Consider the following 13918-nt stretch of genomic DNA (forward strand, 5'->3'; position numbering starts at 1 on the left):
TGGTCAGAGAAGATCAAACAGGGAAATGGTGCCAACCTTGGTGTAGGCCTTGTATGTAGCCTGCAGGGCCGTCTGGTAGCCGGTCAGTTCGATGGCCGCAGCACCCATGTCGGTCTTTTTCAGGTCCAGCAGGGCCGAATCGTTCGACAGCGAGACATTGGCCAGGTTGCCGGAGAGCGTGGTGAGGATGTTTTGCGCGCCGCCGAAGATGGCGATCTTGCCGGAGAGCAAATCCATGCCATCATCGGTGCCGCCCAGGCCGTCGTTGACGATGGCGCGCACGGCCGGATCGTTGGGGTTGACGCCCGGCGTGCCGAGGGTGGTGGCGACCAGGTCGATCTTGTTGAGCCACACTTCCAGGTTCTTCACGTCGACGTTGGCCGCCTGCGTCACGCCATTGCCGACCACGACGGTCTGCGTGTCGGTATTGCCGACGTAGCTGTAACGCGCGCCGGGCGCTGCCGCCGGATCGTACTTGATGGGCGCCTGGTCGGTGGCCGTGCCGGAAAACATGTAGCGGCCTTCCTGGTCCTTCAGGTTGGCCGTGTACAGCACGCTGTCGCGCATGGCGGTCAGCGATTGCGTCATCGCATTCAGGTCGCCCGGCGTATTGCTGCCGTCGGCGGCCCACACCAGCAGGTCGCGCGCCTGGCCCATGTCGGTAACCATGCTCGACAGGTAGTTCTCGTTTTTCAGCAGGCGCACTTTGACCGTGGCGATATTGTCCTGGTACTGGGTCACCATGGCTTGCTCGCGCGTCAGGCGCGAAATGCGCACGTTGCCGATCGGATCGTCCGATGGCAGCTGGATGCGCAGGCCCGACGACATCTGCTGGGTCAGGTAATTGATGCGTTCCTGGTTTTGCTGGAGTGAAATATTGATCAGCGATTGGTACTGGCTGCTGGCGACACGCATATGCTTCTCCTTAACCCATCATTTGCAAAGTGGCATCAAACAAGGTATTCGCCACGGAAATGACTTTCATGTTTGCCTGGTACATATTCTGGAATTCCACCAGGCTCATCGCTTCTTCGTCCTTGTTCACGCCGCTGGTGGACTTCCAGTCGTCGATGGCTTGTGCGCGCACCGTATTGGCCGTTTTCAGCAGGGCCTGGTTCTGCTGGCTGTAGATGGCCAGCTTGCCGACCAGTTGCGTATCCGCATCGCTCATCAGGACGGAACCTACCCAGCTGACCGTGATCGGCTGGTTCTTGATATCGATCAGTTTCTGCAGGTTGCCGCTGTCGCCAGCCGCGCCCGTCAGCGACAGGGCCAGGTCCTTGGCGTTGAAGCCGGGGGTAATGCTCAGCTTGCCGTTTGCATAGGTCAGCAGGGGACCGCCGGCGGTGCCCGCCATGGTTTTGCCCAGTGCCAGTTGCGCGTTGACCTTGTTGGTCAGCTCAGTGGCCATGTCCTGCAGCGACTGCTGCAGCGGTTTCAGGGTATTTTGCTCGAACTCGCCCAGGCCGCCCATCTGGCCGCCGATGGCCACCGGATCGAGCGTGTACGAGGACTTGGCGAAATCGAGGCTCAGGGTTTGCTGGCCCGTGTTCGTCATGTTGCTGCTCAGGGTGCCGGCTATGCTGCCGATGACCAGCGGCTGGCCCGATTTCAGCGAGACATTGCGCGAGCCGTCCGGCTGGTCGAGCACCTCGATGCTCATCTGCGCGGCCAGGCCGTCGATCAGCTGGTCGCGTGCATCCATCAGCGACGACACATTCGTGCCCGCGGCCGTGGAAGTGCTGATGCGCTGGTTCAGCGCGGCGATATTGGCCAGGGTGGTATTGGCTTGCGGTACGATCGCTGCCCGTTGCTGCTGCACCGACAGCAACTGGTTGCTCATGACGGTACTGATGCTGTTGAAGCGCTGCGCCATGGCGTCGGCGGAGGTGACGATCTGCTGGCGCAGCGGCGTCGACGTGGGGTCGACGGCCGAGGCATTGAGGGCGGCGAAAAAGCCGTCGATGCCGTTGCTGATGCTGGATGCATCGTCGCCCATCACGCGCTCGAGCTGCGTCAGGTAAGGCTGGGTCTGCGAACGGGCGCCCTGGTCGGACGCGGCGCGCCACATTTGCTGGCTTTTATAGGCATCGGCAAAGCGCAGCAGGGCCGACACTTCCACGCCATTGCCTGCCGAGCGCACGCCCACGCCTGCGCCAAGCGAGGTCAGCAGGACGCCCTGGCGGGTATAGCCTGCCGTTTGCAGGTTGGCGATGTTCTGGCTGGCCGCATTGAGTGCGGCCTGGGCGGCGATGCTGCCTGACAATGCATTGCTGATGATGCTCATTGGGCAAGTTTCTTTCGTGAAGAGAGTGGCGCGTGCGGGAGGGCAGGCATTGAATCGTTGTTACCTTGTACAGGCGACGCTTCAGACGGATTTATTAAGCGGCGCTGCAATATTGTCGGTCTTGACAGCGCTTTTGGCGGCCACGGGGCTACCCGCTGCCGGCAGCAGCTGGCGCAGGATGGCGTCGGCGATGCCGAAGGCGCGCTGGCCGGCCATCTTGTCGGCCACCAGGTTGTCGGCCATTTCCAGCATGTCGCTGTTGATGGGGTCCTTGAAGACGCTGTCCTCGCCCGCCATCTCGCGCGTGCCCGAACGCATCTGGCGCAGCATGTGCGAGATGAAGAACGCTTCGAACTTGACGGCCGCCTCGGTGGCCTTGGCCGCATAGCGCGGGTCGGCCGGCGTGGCCGCCGCAGGGGAGCGGTCGTCGAGCGCCGAGGGCAGGGCGCTGCTGCTGTCGTTGATATTCATCATATGACCACCAGTTCGCCTTCGATGGCGCCTGCCTGGTCGAGGGCTTGTAAAATTGCCATGATGTCATCGGGCGAGGCGCCCAGGCTGTTGACCACGTCGATGATGGCTTGCAGCTTGGCGCCGGCCGGCCATTTGAACATATTGCCGTTGCCCTGGTCGACGGAGACCTTCGACTGCGGCGTGACGGTGGTCTGGCCGCGGCCGAACGGCGCCGGCTGGCTGACGGCCGAGCTTTCGGAGATGACCACTTTCAGCGAGCCGTGCGTGACGGCGGCCGCCTTCACGCGCAAGCCTTCGGCGATGACCACGGTGCCCGTGCGCGAATTGAAGACCACTTTCGGCGTGTCTACGCCCACATCGACGGACAGCGCTTCGAGCTTGGCCATGAAGGCCACGCGCTGGGTCGGGTTTTCCGGCGCCAGCACTTCCACGCTGGTGGCGTCGCGCGTGGTGGCGACGGCGCCGAAGCGGCGGTTGACGGCTTCGACGATATTGATGGCCGTCTCGAAATGCGGGTGGCGCAAGTTCAGGGTGACGGTCGGCTTGGTGGAGAAATCGCTGAGGATTTCGCGCTCGATGTTGGCGCCGTTGGGAATGCGGCCCGAGGTGGGCGTGTTGACGGTGACGGACGAGCCGCTCTTGCCGGTGGCGTTGAGGCCGCCGACGACCACGTTGCCTTGCGCCAGTGCATACGTTTCATTGTCGGCCGCGCGCAGCTGGGTCAGCAGCAAGGTGCCGCCGCGCAAGCTTTTCGCATCGCCCAGCGACGAGACGGTGACGTCGATGGCCTGGCCACGGCGGTATCCTGGTGGAAACACGGCGCTGACCATGACGGTGGCGACGTTCTTGCTTTTCGCTTCGGCGCCGTCCGGCATCTTCACGCCGAACTGCTTGAGCATATTGACCACGGACTGGCTGGAAAACTTCACCTGGGTGGTGTCGCCGCTGCCGTTCAGGCCCACGACGAGGCCGTAGCCGACCAGCGGGTTGTCGCGCACGCCCTCGATGCTGACCAGGTTGCGCAGCACCTGCGCGGCGCTGGCGGGCAGGGCAAGGCCGGAGAGCACGGCCAGCATGGCTGCCAGGGGCAGGGCGGAACGAAATTTCATGAGGTCACCTTAAAACGGCATCCATGGGCCGACGAAGAAGCGCGTCAGCCAGCCTGGTGTATTGGCTTCGGCCAGGGTGCCCTGGCCGGAATAGGCGATCTGTGCATTGGCGATGCGCAAGGACGAGACCTGGTTGCTGGAATCGATGTCGGCCGCGCGCAGGTAGCCGCGCAGGCGCACGAATTCTTCGCCCTGGTTCAGGGTCAGCGTTTTCTCGCCCTGGACGCGCAGCAAGCCGTTCGGCAGCACTTCCTGCACGATCACGGTGATGGCGCCGGACAGCGCATTTTGCTGCGTGCTGGTCGAGTCGCCCGCGAAGTTGCGGTCGGCCGACAGGTCGACGCCCGTCTTGGGCAGGGTCTTGCCGAGGATATTGGCCGCCTTCACGCCGACGGACGAGCCCTTGTTGAACGAGGTGCCGGCCTTCTTGCTGGCCTGCGTGGTTTCCTGCAGGGCCACCGTGACGACGTCGCCCACGCGGAAGGCGCGGCTGTCCGAGATCAGGTCCAGGCCCGCGTCGGGATTGAAAACGCCGCCACCCGTGCCGCCGCGCGCAGCGCTGCGCGGCGCCACGGGCAGCGGCGTATCGGAAAAGCTGGGCGCTACCGGCGCGGCCGGCTGGCTGGCGCAACCGGCCAGCAATACCAGCAGCATGCCCGCCGTGGCTTTCATGGCGACTGTCATCAGCGTGCCGCTTGCGCCAGGTATTGCAGCATATTGTCGGCGGCCGACAGCACCTTGGTGTTCATCTCATAGGTGCGCTGGGCCGCGATCATGTCGACCATCTCTTCGACCACCTGCACGTTCGAGCCTTCCAGCGCGAACTGTTTCAGCTTGCCCAGGGCGCCTTCGCCGGGACGGCCTTCCGTCGGCGTGCCGCTCGATGCCGTTTCCTGGAACAGGTTCTCGCCCAGTGCCAGCAGGCCCGTCGGGTTGACGAAGCTGGTCAGGTTCAGCTGGCCCAGCTGGGTGCCGTTGACGTTGCCCGGCACGGTGGCCGTGACCATGCCGTTTTCGCCGATGGTGATGGCCGTGGCATTGTTCGGCACGGTGATCTGCGGCACCAGGGGCAAGCCCTGGGCGTTGACCATCACGCCGTTTTCATTGATGCCCAGCTGGCCGGCGCGCGTGTAGGCCGCTTCGCCGTTCGGGCGCAGCACTTGCAAAAAGCCGTTGCCGGTGATGGCCACGTCGAATTCGCGGCTCGTCGTTTGCAGGCTGCCGGTGGTAAATACCTTTTGCGTGCCCACCATGTGCGTGCCGTTACCCAGCTGTACGCCCGACGGCGACAGGGTGTTGTCGGCGCGCTGCGTGCCCGGCTGCTGCTCGACCTGGTAAAACAGGTCTTCGAAGACGACGCGGTCGCGCTTGAAGCCTACGGTATTGACGTTGGCCAGGTTATTTGCGATGGCTTGCAGTTTGGCATCTTGTGCCTGCACGCCCGTCTTGCTGATCCACATTGCTGGATTCATGGTTTACTCCTGATAATTGGTTGGCGTTGGGCTTAAGCGCCCAGCAGGCGGTTGCCGGATTCCGTCATCGAGTCGCTGGCCTTGAACACTTTCATCTGCATCTCGAAACTGCGGTTCAGGCTCATGGTGGCGACCATTTCCTCGACGGCCGAGACGTTGCTGCCTTCCAGGTGGCGGTCGCGCAGGCGTACCGTGGGGTCGGTCTGCAAGTCTTCGCCGCTGCGCGCCACGATCAGGCCCGCCTCGTTCTTGGTCAGCTCGCCCGCTTCCGCATTGACCAGCTTGAGCTTGTCGACCGTCTGCATTTGCGCGGTGCCCGGCACCTGGATGGAAATCGTGCCGTCGGCGCCGATCGACAGGCTGGTGTGCTCGGGAATCGTGATGGGACCGCCTTCGCCCAGCACGGGACGGCCGTTGATGGTCAGCGCGCCCGTTTCATCGAGGTCCATGGCGCCGGCGCGCGTGTAGGCTTCGCCGTTTTGCCATTGCACCGCGAGAAAACCGTGGCCCGTGACGGCCACGTCGAGTTCGCGTCCCGTTTCCTTGATGGTGCCCGTGCGCGTGCCGATGGCGCTCGACTGCGTCTGCGTCATGTGGCGGTCGTCGTAGCCGTAGCCGTTTTGCAGCGGCTGGGCAGTGGACACTTCCATGTTGGCGCGAAAGCCGCCCGTCTCGATATTGGCCAGGTTGTTGGCGTGTACCTGCTGTGCCCGCAGGGCGCGGTCGGCCCCGCTCATGGCGGTATAAATCAGCGCATCCATTGCTCTTTACCTTTGCGTATCGTGGATTACAGCGCTTGCATCAGCGATTGCAGCATGGCGTTCTCGGTCGAGATGACCTTCGAGTTGGCCTGGTAGTTACGCTGCGACGTCATCAGGCCCACCAGTTCGGAGGTGATGTCGACGTTCGACTGTTCCAGCGAGCTCGTCACCAGTTTGCCGGCCATGCCCACGCCGGGACGGTCGTACATGGCGGTGCCGGACGTGGTCGAGGCGACCCAGCTGGTATCGTTGACGGCAGTCAGCGCGCCTTCGTCAGGGAAGGTGGCCAGGGCGATCACGCCGATGCTTTGTTTCTGGCCGTTCGTGTATTTCGCCACGACGGAGCCGTCGTTGGCCAGTTCCACGCCCGTGTAGGTGCCCGAGGCATAGCCGTCGGCGCGGTCGGTCGAGGTGGTCGCTTCACCGGCGAACTGGGTGGTGCCCGTGTAGTCGATGGCGATCGTCATGGGCGCCGCGCCAGGCGGCGTGGGCAGGGTCGGCGAGGCCGTTTTTCCCGTCAGCAGATTGCCGGAGGTGTCGAACGTCATGTTCGTCACCGGCGTCACGTCGACATTGTCGAACGTGTAGTGCACGTCGACGCCCGTCGCCGTCTTGACGAAGAACTGGCCCAGAGAGTGCTTGGTGCCCAGCGAATCGTAGACGATCGAGGACTTGCCGCTGTTGTAGCTGAGCTCATTGCCCTTGTCGAACGCCGGGGTCTTCACGGTCCATTCGGACGACAGGTTGGCGGCATACGCCAGCTTGGTCGATGCCACGGCGGGAATCTGGCCCGTTGGAATGAGCATGTCGCCCATGGTGCCCAGGGTGGTGCTGCCTTTCACGGCGGCATAGCCTTGCACGAGGCGGCCATTCGCATCGATCAGCTTGCCTTCATTGCTGGCCGAGAAGATGCCGACGCGGCTGTAGTTCATGGTGTTTTGCGCATCGCGCGTGACGAAGTAGCCGCGGCCATCGATGGCCGCGTCGAGCGCGCGGCCCGTGTTCAGCACGCCGCCATTGAGCGACATGCTCTGCGTCAGCGAGCCGATTTCCGTGCCCGTGGCGCGCGAACCGGCGTACATGGCCGAAAAGTTGGCGCGGCTGCTCTTGAAGCCATACGTGCCCGCATTGGCGATATTGTTACTGGTGCTGTTCAACTGTTGGTTGATGGACTGGATACCGGACAGGGCGATGTCGAAACTCATGTTGACTTCCTTTAGTGAAGGACGAGATTAGTGTTCAGGAAACGAAGGGAAGGGCGGATCAGGCCGTCTTACCGTTAAAACCGGTGATCGCGCCAGGGTTGACTTCGCCCAGGTTCGACACGCTCAGGATCATGCTGCCGCTGGACGACAGGCGCACGCTGTTGAGCTTGCCTGCGATGTCGACCGTTGGTTTTTCGGTGCCATTGGTGGTGACCGCCATGGTGTAGGTGCCAGCAGGCAAGCCCAGCGCGACGGGATCGATGGTGAAGGGCACGGTGCCGGCGGTCTTGGCGCCCAGTTCGATCTTGTATTCCTTGTCGTCAATGCCTTTCAGGGTGACGGTGGTCTTGGTGGTGCCGGCGGCCAGCGCGATGCTGCCGCTGACCTTGCTCTTGTCGAGCTGCACCGTTTCGCTGTTGACCATCACTTCGGAACCCACTTGCGCGCCCAGGGCCAGCACCTGCATCGATTGCAGCACGCTGGCATTGGCGCTGGTCAGCGCCGACAGGTTCTGCATCGCTTCCGTCTGGGCCTGCTGCGTCAATTGGTTGACGAACTGGCTCGGGTCGGTCGGCGCGAGAGGGTCCTGGTTCTTGATCTGCGCGACCAGCAATTTGGTAAACATGTCCTGGGTGGCATTGCTCTGCGACTTGACGGCATTGCTGCCGCTGTTGCTGCCGCCGGTGTTGTTTGTAAAGAGATTAGTTTCCATGGATTATGCTTCACCTAATTTGAGGAGCGATTGCTGCATCGACTTGATGCGGCCCAGAACTTCAACATTTGTTTCAAACGCGCGCGAAGCGGACATCATGTCGGTCATTTCGGCAACCTGGTTGACGTTGGGGTAGAACACCATGCCATCGGCATTGGCCATCGGGTGGCCCGGTTCATAGACCTTGCGCAACGGTTCATCGCTTTGCACCACGTCGAGCACCTGCACTCTGCCGCCGGCGCCGCTGGCACCGGCGCCATCCATCACGGCGGAAAACACGGGTTTGCGCGCGCGGTAGGTTTCGGCTTCGGAGCCGGCAACGGAATCGGCATTGGCCAGGTTGCTGGCGATGGTATTGAGGCGCACGGTTTGCGCCGCCATCGCCGAACCGGCGATCTTGGAAATATCCTGGAAGCTCATGCTGATCCTTATTGTCCGGAAATGGCCTTGGACAGACCCTTCAGTTTCATGTTGACGAAAGTGAGGCTGGTCTGGAAGTCGGTGGCATTCTGCGAGAACGCCGCCTGCTCGACGCCGATTTCGACGGTATTGCCGTCGCGGCTGGGGTGGTAGGGCACGCGGTACAGGGCGCTGGCGTCGTCATCGGTCGACAGCAGGCCCGCTTCGTTGTCCTGCAACTGCTGCAGGGCGCTGCCGAAATCCATGTCCATGGCCTGGAAGCCGGGCGTGTTTTCATTGGCGATGTTGGCCGCCAGCACGCGGGTACGGTCGGCACGCAGCGCCAGTGCATCGGCATGCACGCCCAGCGCGTCCTTGAAATTAATCCCCATGGTCATCCTTTGTATTGAATTCGATCGTGCTTTTTGCGGTTCGGGCTAGAAAATAGGTGGTGCAGAGGTAAAATCCCAGCCTGGTCATGTTGACGCATGGTAAGGTCATGCCGCTTCAGTATTTTTGATTAAGGTTAGCAATGATTCATTTCAACAGCATTACGATGATCCGAAACAGGGTGCCACGTCCTCATATACTGCTTCCGGGCCTATTTTTTCTGACCAGCCTATATAGTAGTGCAGGACGCGCAGAATTGCCAGCCGACAATATATTTTCGCGTGTGGAACAGTTGGCGCGCGAGCAATTGACACAGCAGGCGGCCACGGCAGGGCTGCTGGAACCCCAGTTTCAAGTGACCGTGGTGAAAAGCACGCGCCCCTTGCCCGCGTGCGCGGCGCCCGTTGCGCTGGAAACGGCGGACAGCCGTTCGGCCCAGCGCATGCGCTTTGTGGCAGTGTGTCCTGGAAGCAACGGTTGGCGCTATGAAATGCTGGCGCGCGGCACGATCACGGCCCAGGTGGCCGTGACGAACGCGCCCGTCACGGCGAATACGCCGTTGCAGGCGGGCGACGTGACCCTGGCGCGGCGCGACGTGACGATGGTGCCGGACAGCATTTCCTCCTTGCCTGGCGCCATCGGCCTGTCGAGCCGGCGCAGCTTGCGTGCCGGCGAAGTACTGCGCCAGGGGCAGCTGGCTGCGCCGATGCTGATCAAGCGGGGCACCGCGGTGAGCATCGTGGCGCGCAAGGAGCAGGTGGAAGTGAGCATGGCCGGCGAAGCGATGGACCCGGGCGCGCTGGGCGAGGTGATACGCGTGCGCAACGCCACCAGCGGCACGGTGATACGTGCCAGGGTGGTCGATGCGGGCGTGGTGGAACCGGCCGAAATTCCCGGCCGTTAAGGAAGATCAGTCTGTGGCGGCCGTGCGCTGCAAGCGCGTCGCCAGCTGGGTCAGCTTGGCGGCGTAGTGGGGATCGGTGGCATAGCCGCCCCGCGCCAGGCCCTGCGCAAAGGCGCCCGCGTCCGTGCCCGTGTTCAGGGCGGCGCGGTAGCGGGGATTGTCCAGCAGCACTTGCGCATAGTCGCGGAAGGCGCTGGCCTGGTCCGGATAGCTGCGGAAACGCTCTGTTTTCTTCAGCGCCGTGCCGCTGCCCGCCTCATATTCGGTCGTCAGGTTGCTGGCCACGTCGCCCTGCCACTTGCCGCCAGCCTTGATGCCGAACAGATTGTTCGTGTCCGCGCCCGTGCCCTGGCGCAGCGGACGCTGGCCCCAGCCCGATTCCAGCGCCGCGTGGGCGGCGACGATTTCCGGCGCCACGCCCAGGCGCGCGCCCGTTTCTTCCGTCCACGGCTTGATCGAGGCGAGGAATTGCTGCTGCACTTCGCCGATCTCGCCGCCCTGGTTGATGCTGCCCAGCACATTGACGGGCTGGCTCTGCTCCAGGTAGGCGCGTCCTTGCGGGCTCAAATGGGTGGCGTTGCCGCCGCCCTGCTCGATGAAGCGGGCCACTTCGCCCTGTACCTGCCGGAACACGCTGCCGAAACTGCCGGCGGCCACGGTGGCAGGGGTCGCGTGCATATTGCTTTGCACGGCATGCGTCGCCATCGTCGACGGCGTGGCGGCCATGGCGCGCATCTGTGAAAAATCAGCCTGGCGCATACGTATCTTCCTCGCCATGCAGCACGCGCTGCATGATGCTGTACTGCTCTGTTAACAAATCGCTGTTGCGGGTATTCAGGCGCTTGCATTCCAGCACCATCTGTTCCAGCGCCGCCCAGTCGGCCTCGGCCTTGCTGCGCGCGTCTTCTTGCAACAACGCAAATAATTGTGCCATATCGCCTTGCGGGCCCAGCAGGGCGGTGACGAGGCTGACGCGCTGGCGGCGGCGCGCATCGAGGGGCTCGACGGCGGCGATCACCTGCTCGGCCAGCGCCGTCAGCTGCGTGCTGCGGTGGTGCAGGGTGGCCTGGAATTGTTCCTCCAGCAAGGTTTGCAGGGCGGCATAGCCGACGCTGTCTTCCTGCATGCCGTGCAGCACGCGGCGCACGGCTTCCTGGCGCGTGATGCCCTTGCGCGGCGCGGTCACGATTCACCGCCGTGGAAACGCTGGATCAGGCCCGCCAGTTTCGATGGATCGAACGGCAACTCGCCCTTGGCCAGCGCATCGCGCAGCATGGCCACGCGGTCGTGGTCGATTTCGGGCATGGCGCGCAGGGCGGCCATGGCCGGTTGCAGCACGGCCGATTGCAGTTCCGCTCCCGCCGACGAGCCTGCCATGGCGCCTGCGGCGCCCGCGTGCTCGGCGATCGCCTCGGCAGGCGCGACGGCGCTGCTGCGTACGGCAGCACCGGTATTGCCCGAGGAGATTTTCATACGTTGTCCCTTGCCCTTAATTTGCATGCTCATCCCGCTCCTTCTTTGCGGGCAGGCCCAGTTTTTCGCGCAGGCGCTGCAAGGTTCCCGAATCCGGCTCACCCACCTGCAGCTCTTCGCCTTGCACCTTTTGCCCGGCCATGCCGAACATGGCGGCAATGCTGTCGGCCTGACCACGCGTCAATATTAACAGTTCGATGCGGCGGTTGATGCCCGCGCTGGCATTTTTCACGTCCAGCGGCGCGCGGTCGGCCATGCCCACCACCTGCAGCACGCTGTCCGGACTCATGCTGCCGATCAGCAATTGCGCGCGCGCCGACATGGCGCGGTTGGCCGACAGGGTCCAGTTGGAATAGCCTTCATAGCCGTTATTGGCGTATTGCAGGGAATCCGTATGGCCCACGATCAGCATCTGGTTTTCCATTTGCGCAAACACGGGGCCCATCTGGCGCAGCAGCTTGCGGAATCGGTCCGTCGGCACGGCGCTGCCGCGCACGAACATGCCTTGCTTGTCCGTATCGTGCAGCATGACGCGCAAGCCGTACGGCGTGATCACCGACTGCAAGTTGCTCTTCAATCCCGCTTCATCGCTGAGCTTGTCGAGCGCGCGCGAAAGGGCCATCAAGTCTTCCGGCGACTGATAGCTGACTTTGGTCTGGTTTTGTGGCGCGGTGCCGGCCTTGCCGTCCTGCGACTGCTTGCCTTCCGTGCGCGTGTCGCCCGTGCCCTTGCGGGGCATGGGGAAGCGCTCGATCAGGCTGCCGCGGGGGCCGCCTTTCTGTTCCGGCATGACGCCCTGGCCTTCGCCCTGGCGGCTGCCCGCCGACGCATCCATCATGATTTCCTTCATCGCCTGCTGCTCGCGCGCGGCCATCAGCCACAGCACGAGGAACAGCGACAGCAGGGCCAGGCAAAAGTCGGCGAACGCTACTTTCCAGGCGCCGCCGTGGCCATCGTCGTCATGCTTGCGGCCGGCACGCTTGATGATGGCCTGTTCATGTTTCTCATGCGGCTTTAGCACGGCGGCCTCCCCGGCCTTGGCCTTGCTCTTGCTCGGCGCCGCCATCTTCCAGCGCATTGATCCAGCTTTCCAGCTGCGCGAAGCTCGGCTTGATGTTCAGCTGCACCAGGCGGCGGCCCGCATCGATGGCCAGCAGGGGCGGTTTGCCCGCCACGTGCGTGACCAGCACGACCTTCACGCATTCCATGGTCGAGCCTTCCTCGCCCACCAGCTGTTTCATCATGTTGCACATCGGATCGAGCACGCCGTAGCAGAAGAAGATGCCGATGAAGGTACCGACCATGGCGGCGCCCACTTTTTCCGAGATTTCCGCCGCATCGGCGCCGTCGGCCACGGAATTCATGGCCATCACGATGCCGAGAACGGCGGCCAGGATACCGAAACCGGGCATGGCTTCGGCGATCTTGTGCAGGGACTTCGACGGTTGCAGCAGTTCGTCGTGGATGGCTTCCAGTTCCTGTTCCAGCACGCCTTCGAGTTCATGCGCGTTGATCTTGCCCATCGCCATCAAACGGAAGTTGTCGACGATGAAGGCCAGCAGCTTCGGCTCTTCCAGCACCAGCGGATAGCGCTGGAACAGGGCGCTTTCGCGCGGCGCCTCGACGTGGGCGTCCAGCGCCTTCAGGCCGCCGGCGGCCGTTTGCAGCAGTTCATACATCAGCAGCAGCAACTGGCGCTGGAATTCCGAGCCTTGCTTCTTGTGCGTGACGATCTTGCGCATCTGGTGCAGCATTTCACCGAGTACATGCTTGGGGTTGCCCAGCACCAGGGCGCCGACGGCGGCGCCGATGATGATGATCAACTCGACCGGTTGCCAGATCGCGTGGACGGTGCCGCCCATCAGGGCGAAGCCTCCGAATACACACCCCATCACGATTAAGATACCGATAATTACCATGTCAACTGCCTTTCTGCGTCATTGTGCTGCATCAATTTGATGGATTTTGCTGAAACTACTACTGAAACTTATGCGTCTTGCAGCATGGCTTTCATCTTGCCCAGTGCCGTCTTGTTCAATTGGCAGACGCGGGCGTCGCTCAGGTCGAGTACGGCGGCAATTTCTTTATAGCTCAGTTCGAATTCGTAATACATCTGGATCACGCGCTGCTCGCGTTCATCGAGTGCCCGCAGCGCCTGCTCCAGGCTGCGCCGCACCATCAATTGCTCTTCCGGGCTCGGTGCGCTGTCGGCCTGTCCCAGGCTTTCCTGCAGCACTTCATCGAAACTGGCGATCAGCTCGGCGTTCTCTGCCAATTGGTATTCCTGGAAGGCTTCCGGCGTCAGCTTCAGGGCGGCCATGATTTCCGCTTCCTGCGGCTCGCGTCCCAGGCGCCGGGTCAGGGCGCGCACGCTGTCGCGCAGGCGGTGGCTTTCCTGGCGCACGGCGCGCGGGCGCCAGTCCTGGCGCCGCAGCTCGTCGAGGATGGCGCCGCGGATGCGCAGGCTGGCATAGCTGCCGAACGACTGGTCCGGCACGCCGTAGCGGCGCAAGGCTTCGAGCAAGCCCATCAGGCCGATCTGTTCCATGTCGTCGCGGTCGATGGCACCCGACACCTGCGAATTGAGCTGGCGCACGATGCGCTTCACCAAAGGGGCATAGGCCACCAGATGTTGTTGCTCTTCGGCAACACTGAGCATGGCCGCGCAAGCGCTGGCAGCCGCGTATTCGCCGGCGCCATACGCTTCCTGGTATTGCTCTACATAGGCCACG

The 13918-nt window shown here is 63.1% G+C and carries 18 protein-coding genes; 1 reads left to right on the forward strand and 17 read right to left on the reverse strand.

Going from position 1 to position 13918, the window contains the following annotated elements; genetic code table 11:
* Window positions 1–3 precede the first annotated feature (3 nt).
* From flgL to flgB, 11 genes are all read right to left on the reverse strand, one after another.
* On the reverse strand, window positions 4–915 hold the full coding sequence (gene flgL, locus GCN74_RS02710) for a flagellar hook-associated protein FlgL (protein WP_152255246.1): 912 nt from the start codon (window positions 913–915) through the stop codon (window positions 4–6).
* Window positions 916–925: 10 nt separating this feature from the next.
* Window positions 926–2287 carry a flagellar hook-associated protein FlgK gene (gene flgK, locus GCN74_RS02715; protein ID WP_152255247.1) on the reverse strand — a complete coding sequence of 454 codons (1362 nt, stop codon included), beginning with the start codon at window positions 2285–2287 and terminating at the stop codon, window positions 926–928.
* Window positions 2288–2368: 81 nt separating this feature from the next.
* Window positions 2369–2761 carry a flagellar biosynthesis protein FlgJ gene (locus GCN74_RS02720; RefSeq protein WP_413541517.1) on the reverse strand — a complete coding sequence of 131 codons (393 nt, stop codon included), beginning with the start codon at window positions 2759–2761 and terminating at the stop codon, window positions 2369–2371.
* Window positions 2758–3870 carry a flagellar basal body P-ring protein FlgI gene (locus tag GCN74_RS02725; RefSeq protein ID WP_152252585.1) on the reverse strand — a complete coding sequence of 371 codons (1113 nt, stop codon included), beginning with the start codon at window positions 3868–3870 and terminating at the stop codon, window positions 2758–2760. The genes GCN74_RS02720 and GCN74_RS02725 overlap by 4 nt, the downstream gene beginning before the upstream one ends.
* Window positions 3871–3879: 9 nt before the next feature.
* Complete coding sequence (gene flgH, locus GCN74_RS02730) at window positions 3880–4542, reverse strand: flagellar basal body L-ring protein FlgH (protein ID WP_193316940.1); 663 nt, start codon at window positions 4540–4542, stop codon at window positions 3880–3882.
* A gap of 11 nt (window positions 4543–4553) precedes the next feature.
* The gene (gene flgG / locus GCN74_RS02735) at window positions 4554–5342 is read right to left on the reverse strand and encodes a flagellar basal-body rod protein FlgG (RefSeq protein WP_170909686.1); all 789 of its coding nucleotides are present in this window, start codon (window positions 5340–5342) and stop codon (window positions 4554–4556) included.
* A gap of 32 nt (window positions 5343–5374) precedes the next feature.
* The gene (locus GCN74_RS02740; protein WP_152255249.1) at window positions 5375–6103 is read right to left on the reverse strand and encodes a flagellar basal body rod protein FlgF; all 729 of its coding nucleotides are present in this window, start codon (window positions 6101–6103) and stop codon (window positions 5375–5377) included.
* A gap of 26 nt (window positions 6104–6129) precedes the next feature.
* The gene (locus tag GCN74_RS02745) at window positions 6130–7308 is read right to left on the reverse strand and encodes a flagellar hook protein FlgE (RefSeq protein WP_152255250.1); all 1179 of its coding nucleotides are present in this window, start codon (window positions 7306–7308) and stop codon (window positions 6130–6132) included.
* 58 nt (window positions 7309–7366) lie between these two features.
* On the reverse strand, window positions 7367–8020 hold the full coding sequence (locus GCN74_RS02750; protein WP_152255251.1) for a flagellar hook capping FlgD N-terminal domain-containing protein: 654 nt from the start codon (window positions 8018–8020) through the stop codon (window positions 7367–7369).
* A gap of 3 nt (window positions 8021–8023) precedes the next feature.
* On the reverse strand, window positions 8024–8440 hold the full coding sequence (gene flgC, locus GCN74_RS02755; protein WP_152255252.1) for a flagellar basal body rod protein FlgC: 417 nt from the start codon (window positions 8438–8440) through the stop codon (window positions 8024–8026).
* An 8-nt stretch (window positions 8441–8448) separates the two neighbouring features.
* Window positions 8449–8811: a flagellar basal body rod protein FlgB gene (flgB, locus tag GCN74_RS02760; protein ID WP_034758109.1), complete on the reverse strand. Its 363-nt coding sequence runs from the start codon at window positions 8809–8811 to the stop codon at window positions 8449–8451.
* A gap of 254 nt (window positions 8812–9065) precedes the next feature.
* On the opposite strand from flgB, the gene flgA reads away from it, so the two are divergent.
* Window positions 9066–9713, forward strand: coding sequence for a flagellar basal body P-ring formation chaperone FlgA (flgA, locus tag GCN74_RS02765; protein WP_152255253.1), 648 nt, complete (start codon window positions 9066–9068; stop codon window positions 9711–9713).
* Between the two features lie 6 nt (window positions 9714–9719).
* Here the strand turns inward: flgA and GCN74_RS02770 are convergent, their stop codons facing one another.
* The 6 genes from GCN74_RS02770 to GCN74_RS02795 all read right to left on the reverse strand — a co-directional run bounded on the left by GCN74_RS02770 (window position 9720) and on the right by GCN74_RS02795 (window position 13917).
* On the reverse strand, window positions 9720–10472 hold the full coding sequence (locus GCN74_RS02770; RefSeq protein ID WP_152255254.1) for a glycoside hydrolase family 73 protein: 753 nt from the start codon (window positions 10470–10472) through the stop codon (window positions 9720–9722).
* The gene (flgN, locus tag GCN74_RS02775; protein ID WP_152255255.1) at window positions 10459–10899 is read right to left on the reverse strand and encodes a flagellar export chaperone FlgN; all 441 of its coding nucleotides are present in this window, start codon (window positions 10897–10899) and stop codon (window positions 10459–10461) included. The genes GCN74_RS02770 and flgN overlap by 14 nt, the downstream gene beginning before the upstream one ends.
* Window positions 10896–11186 carry a flagellar biosynthesis anti-sigma factor FlgM gene (gene flgM, locus GCN74_RS02780; protein WP_152255256.1) on the reverse strand — a complete coding sequence of 97 codons (291 nt, stop codon included), beginning with the start codon at window positions 11184–11186 and terminating at the stop codon, window positions 10896–10898. The genes flgN and flgM overlap by 4 nt, the downstream gene beginning before the upstream one ends.
* 16 nt (window positions 11187–11202) lie before the next feature.
* The gene (locus tag GCN74_RS02785) at window positions 11203–12264 is read right to left on the reverse strand and encodes a flagellar motor protein MotB (RefSeq protein ID WP_152255257.1); all 1062 of its coding nucleotides are present in this window, start codon (window positions 12262–12264) and stop codon (window positions 11203–11205) included.
* Window positions 12191–13105: a flagellar motor stator protein MotA gene (motA, locus tag GCN74_RS02790; RefSeq protein ID WP_034757817.1), complete on the reverse strand. Its 915-nt coding sequence runs from the start codon at window positions 13103–13105 to the stop codon at window positions 12191–12193. The genes GCN74_RS02785 and motA overlap by 74 nt, the downstream gene beginning before the upstream one ends.
* A 68-nt stretch (window positions 13106–13173) precedes the next feature.
* On the reverse strand, window positions 13174–13917 hold the full coding sequence (locus GCN74_RS02795) for a FliA/WhiG family RNA polymerase sigma factor (protein ID WP_152255258.1): 744 nt from the start codon (window positions 13915–13917) through the stop codon (window positions 13174–13176).
* Between the last annotated feature and the right edge of the window lies 1 nt (window position 13918).

The sequence above is a fragment of the Janthinobacterium sp. FT14W genome (assembly GCF_009208755.1).
Lineage (GTDB): Bacteria > Pseudomonadota > Gammaproteobacteria > Burkholderiales > Burkholderiaceae_D > Janthinobacterium > Janthinobacterium violaceinigrum.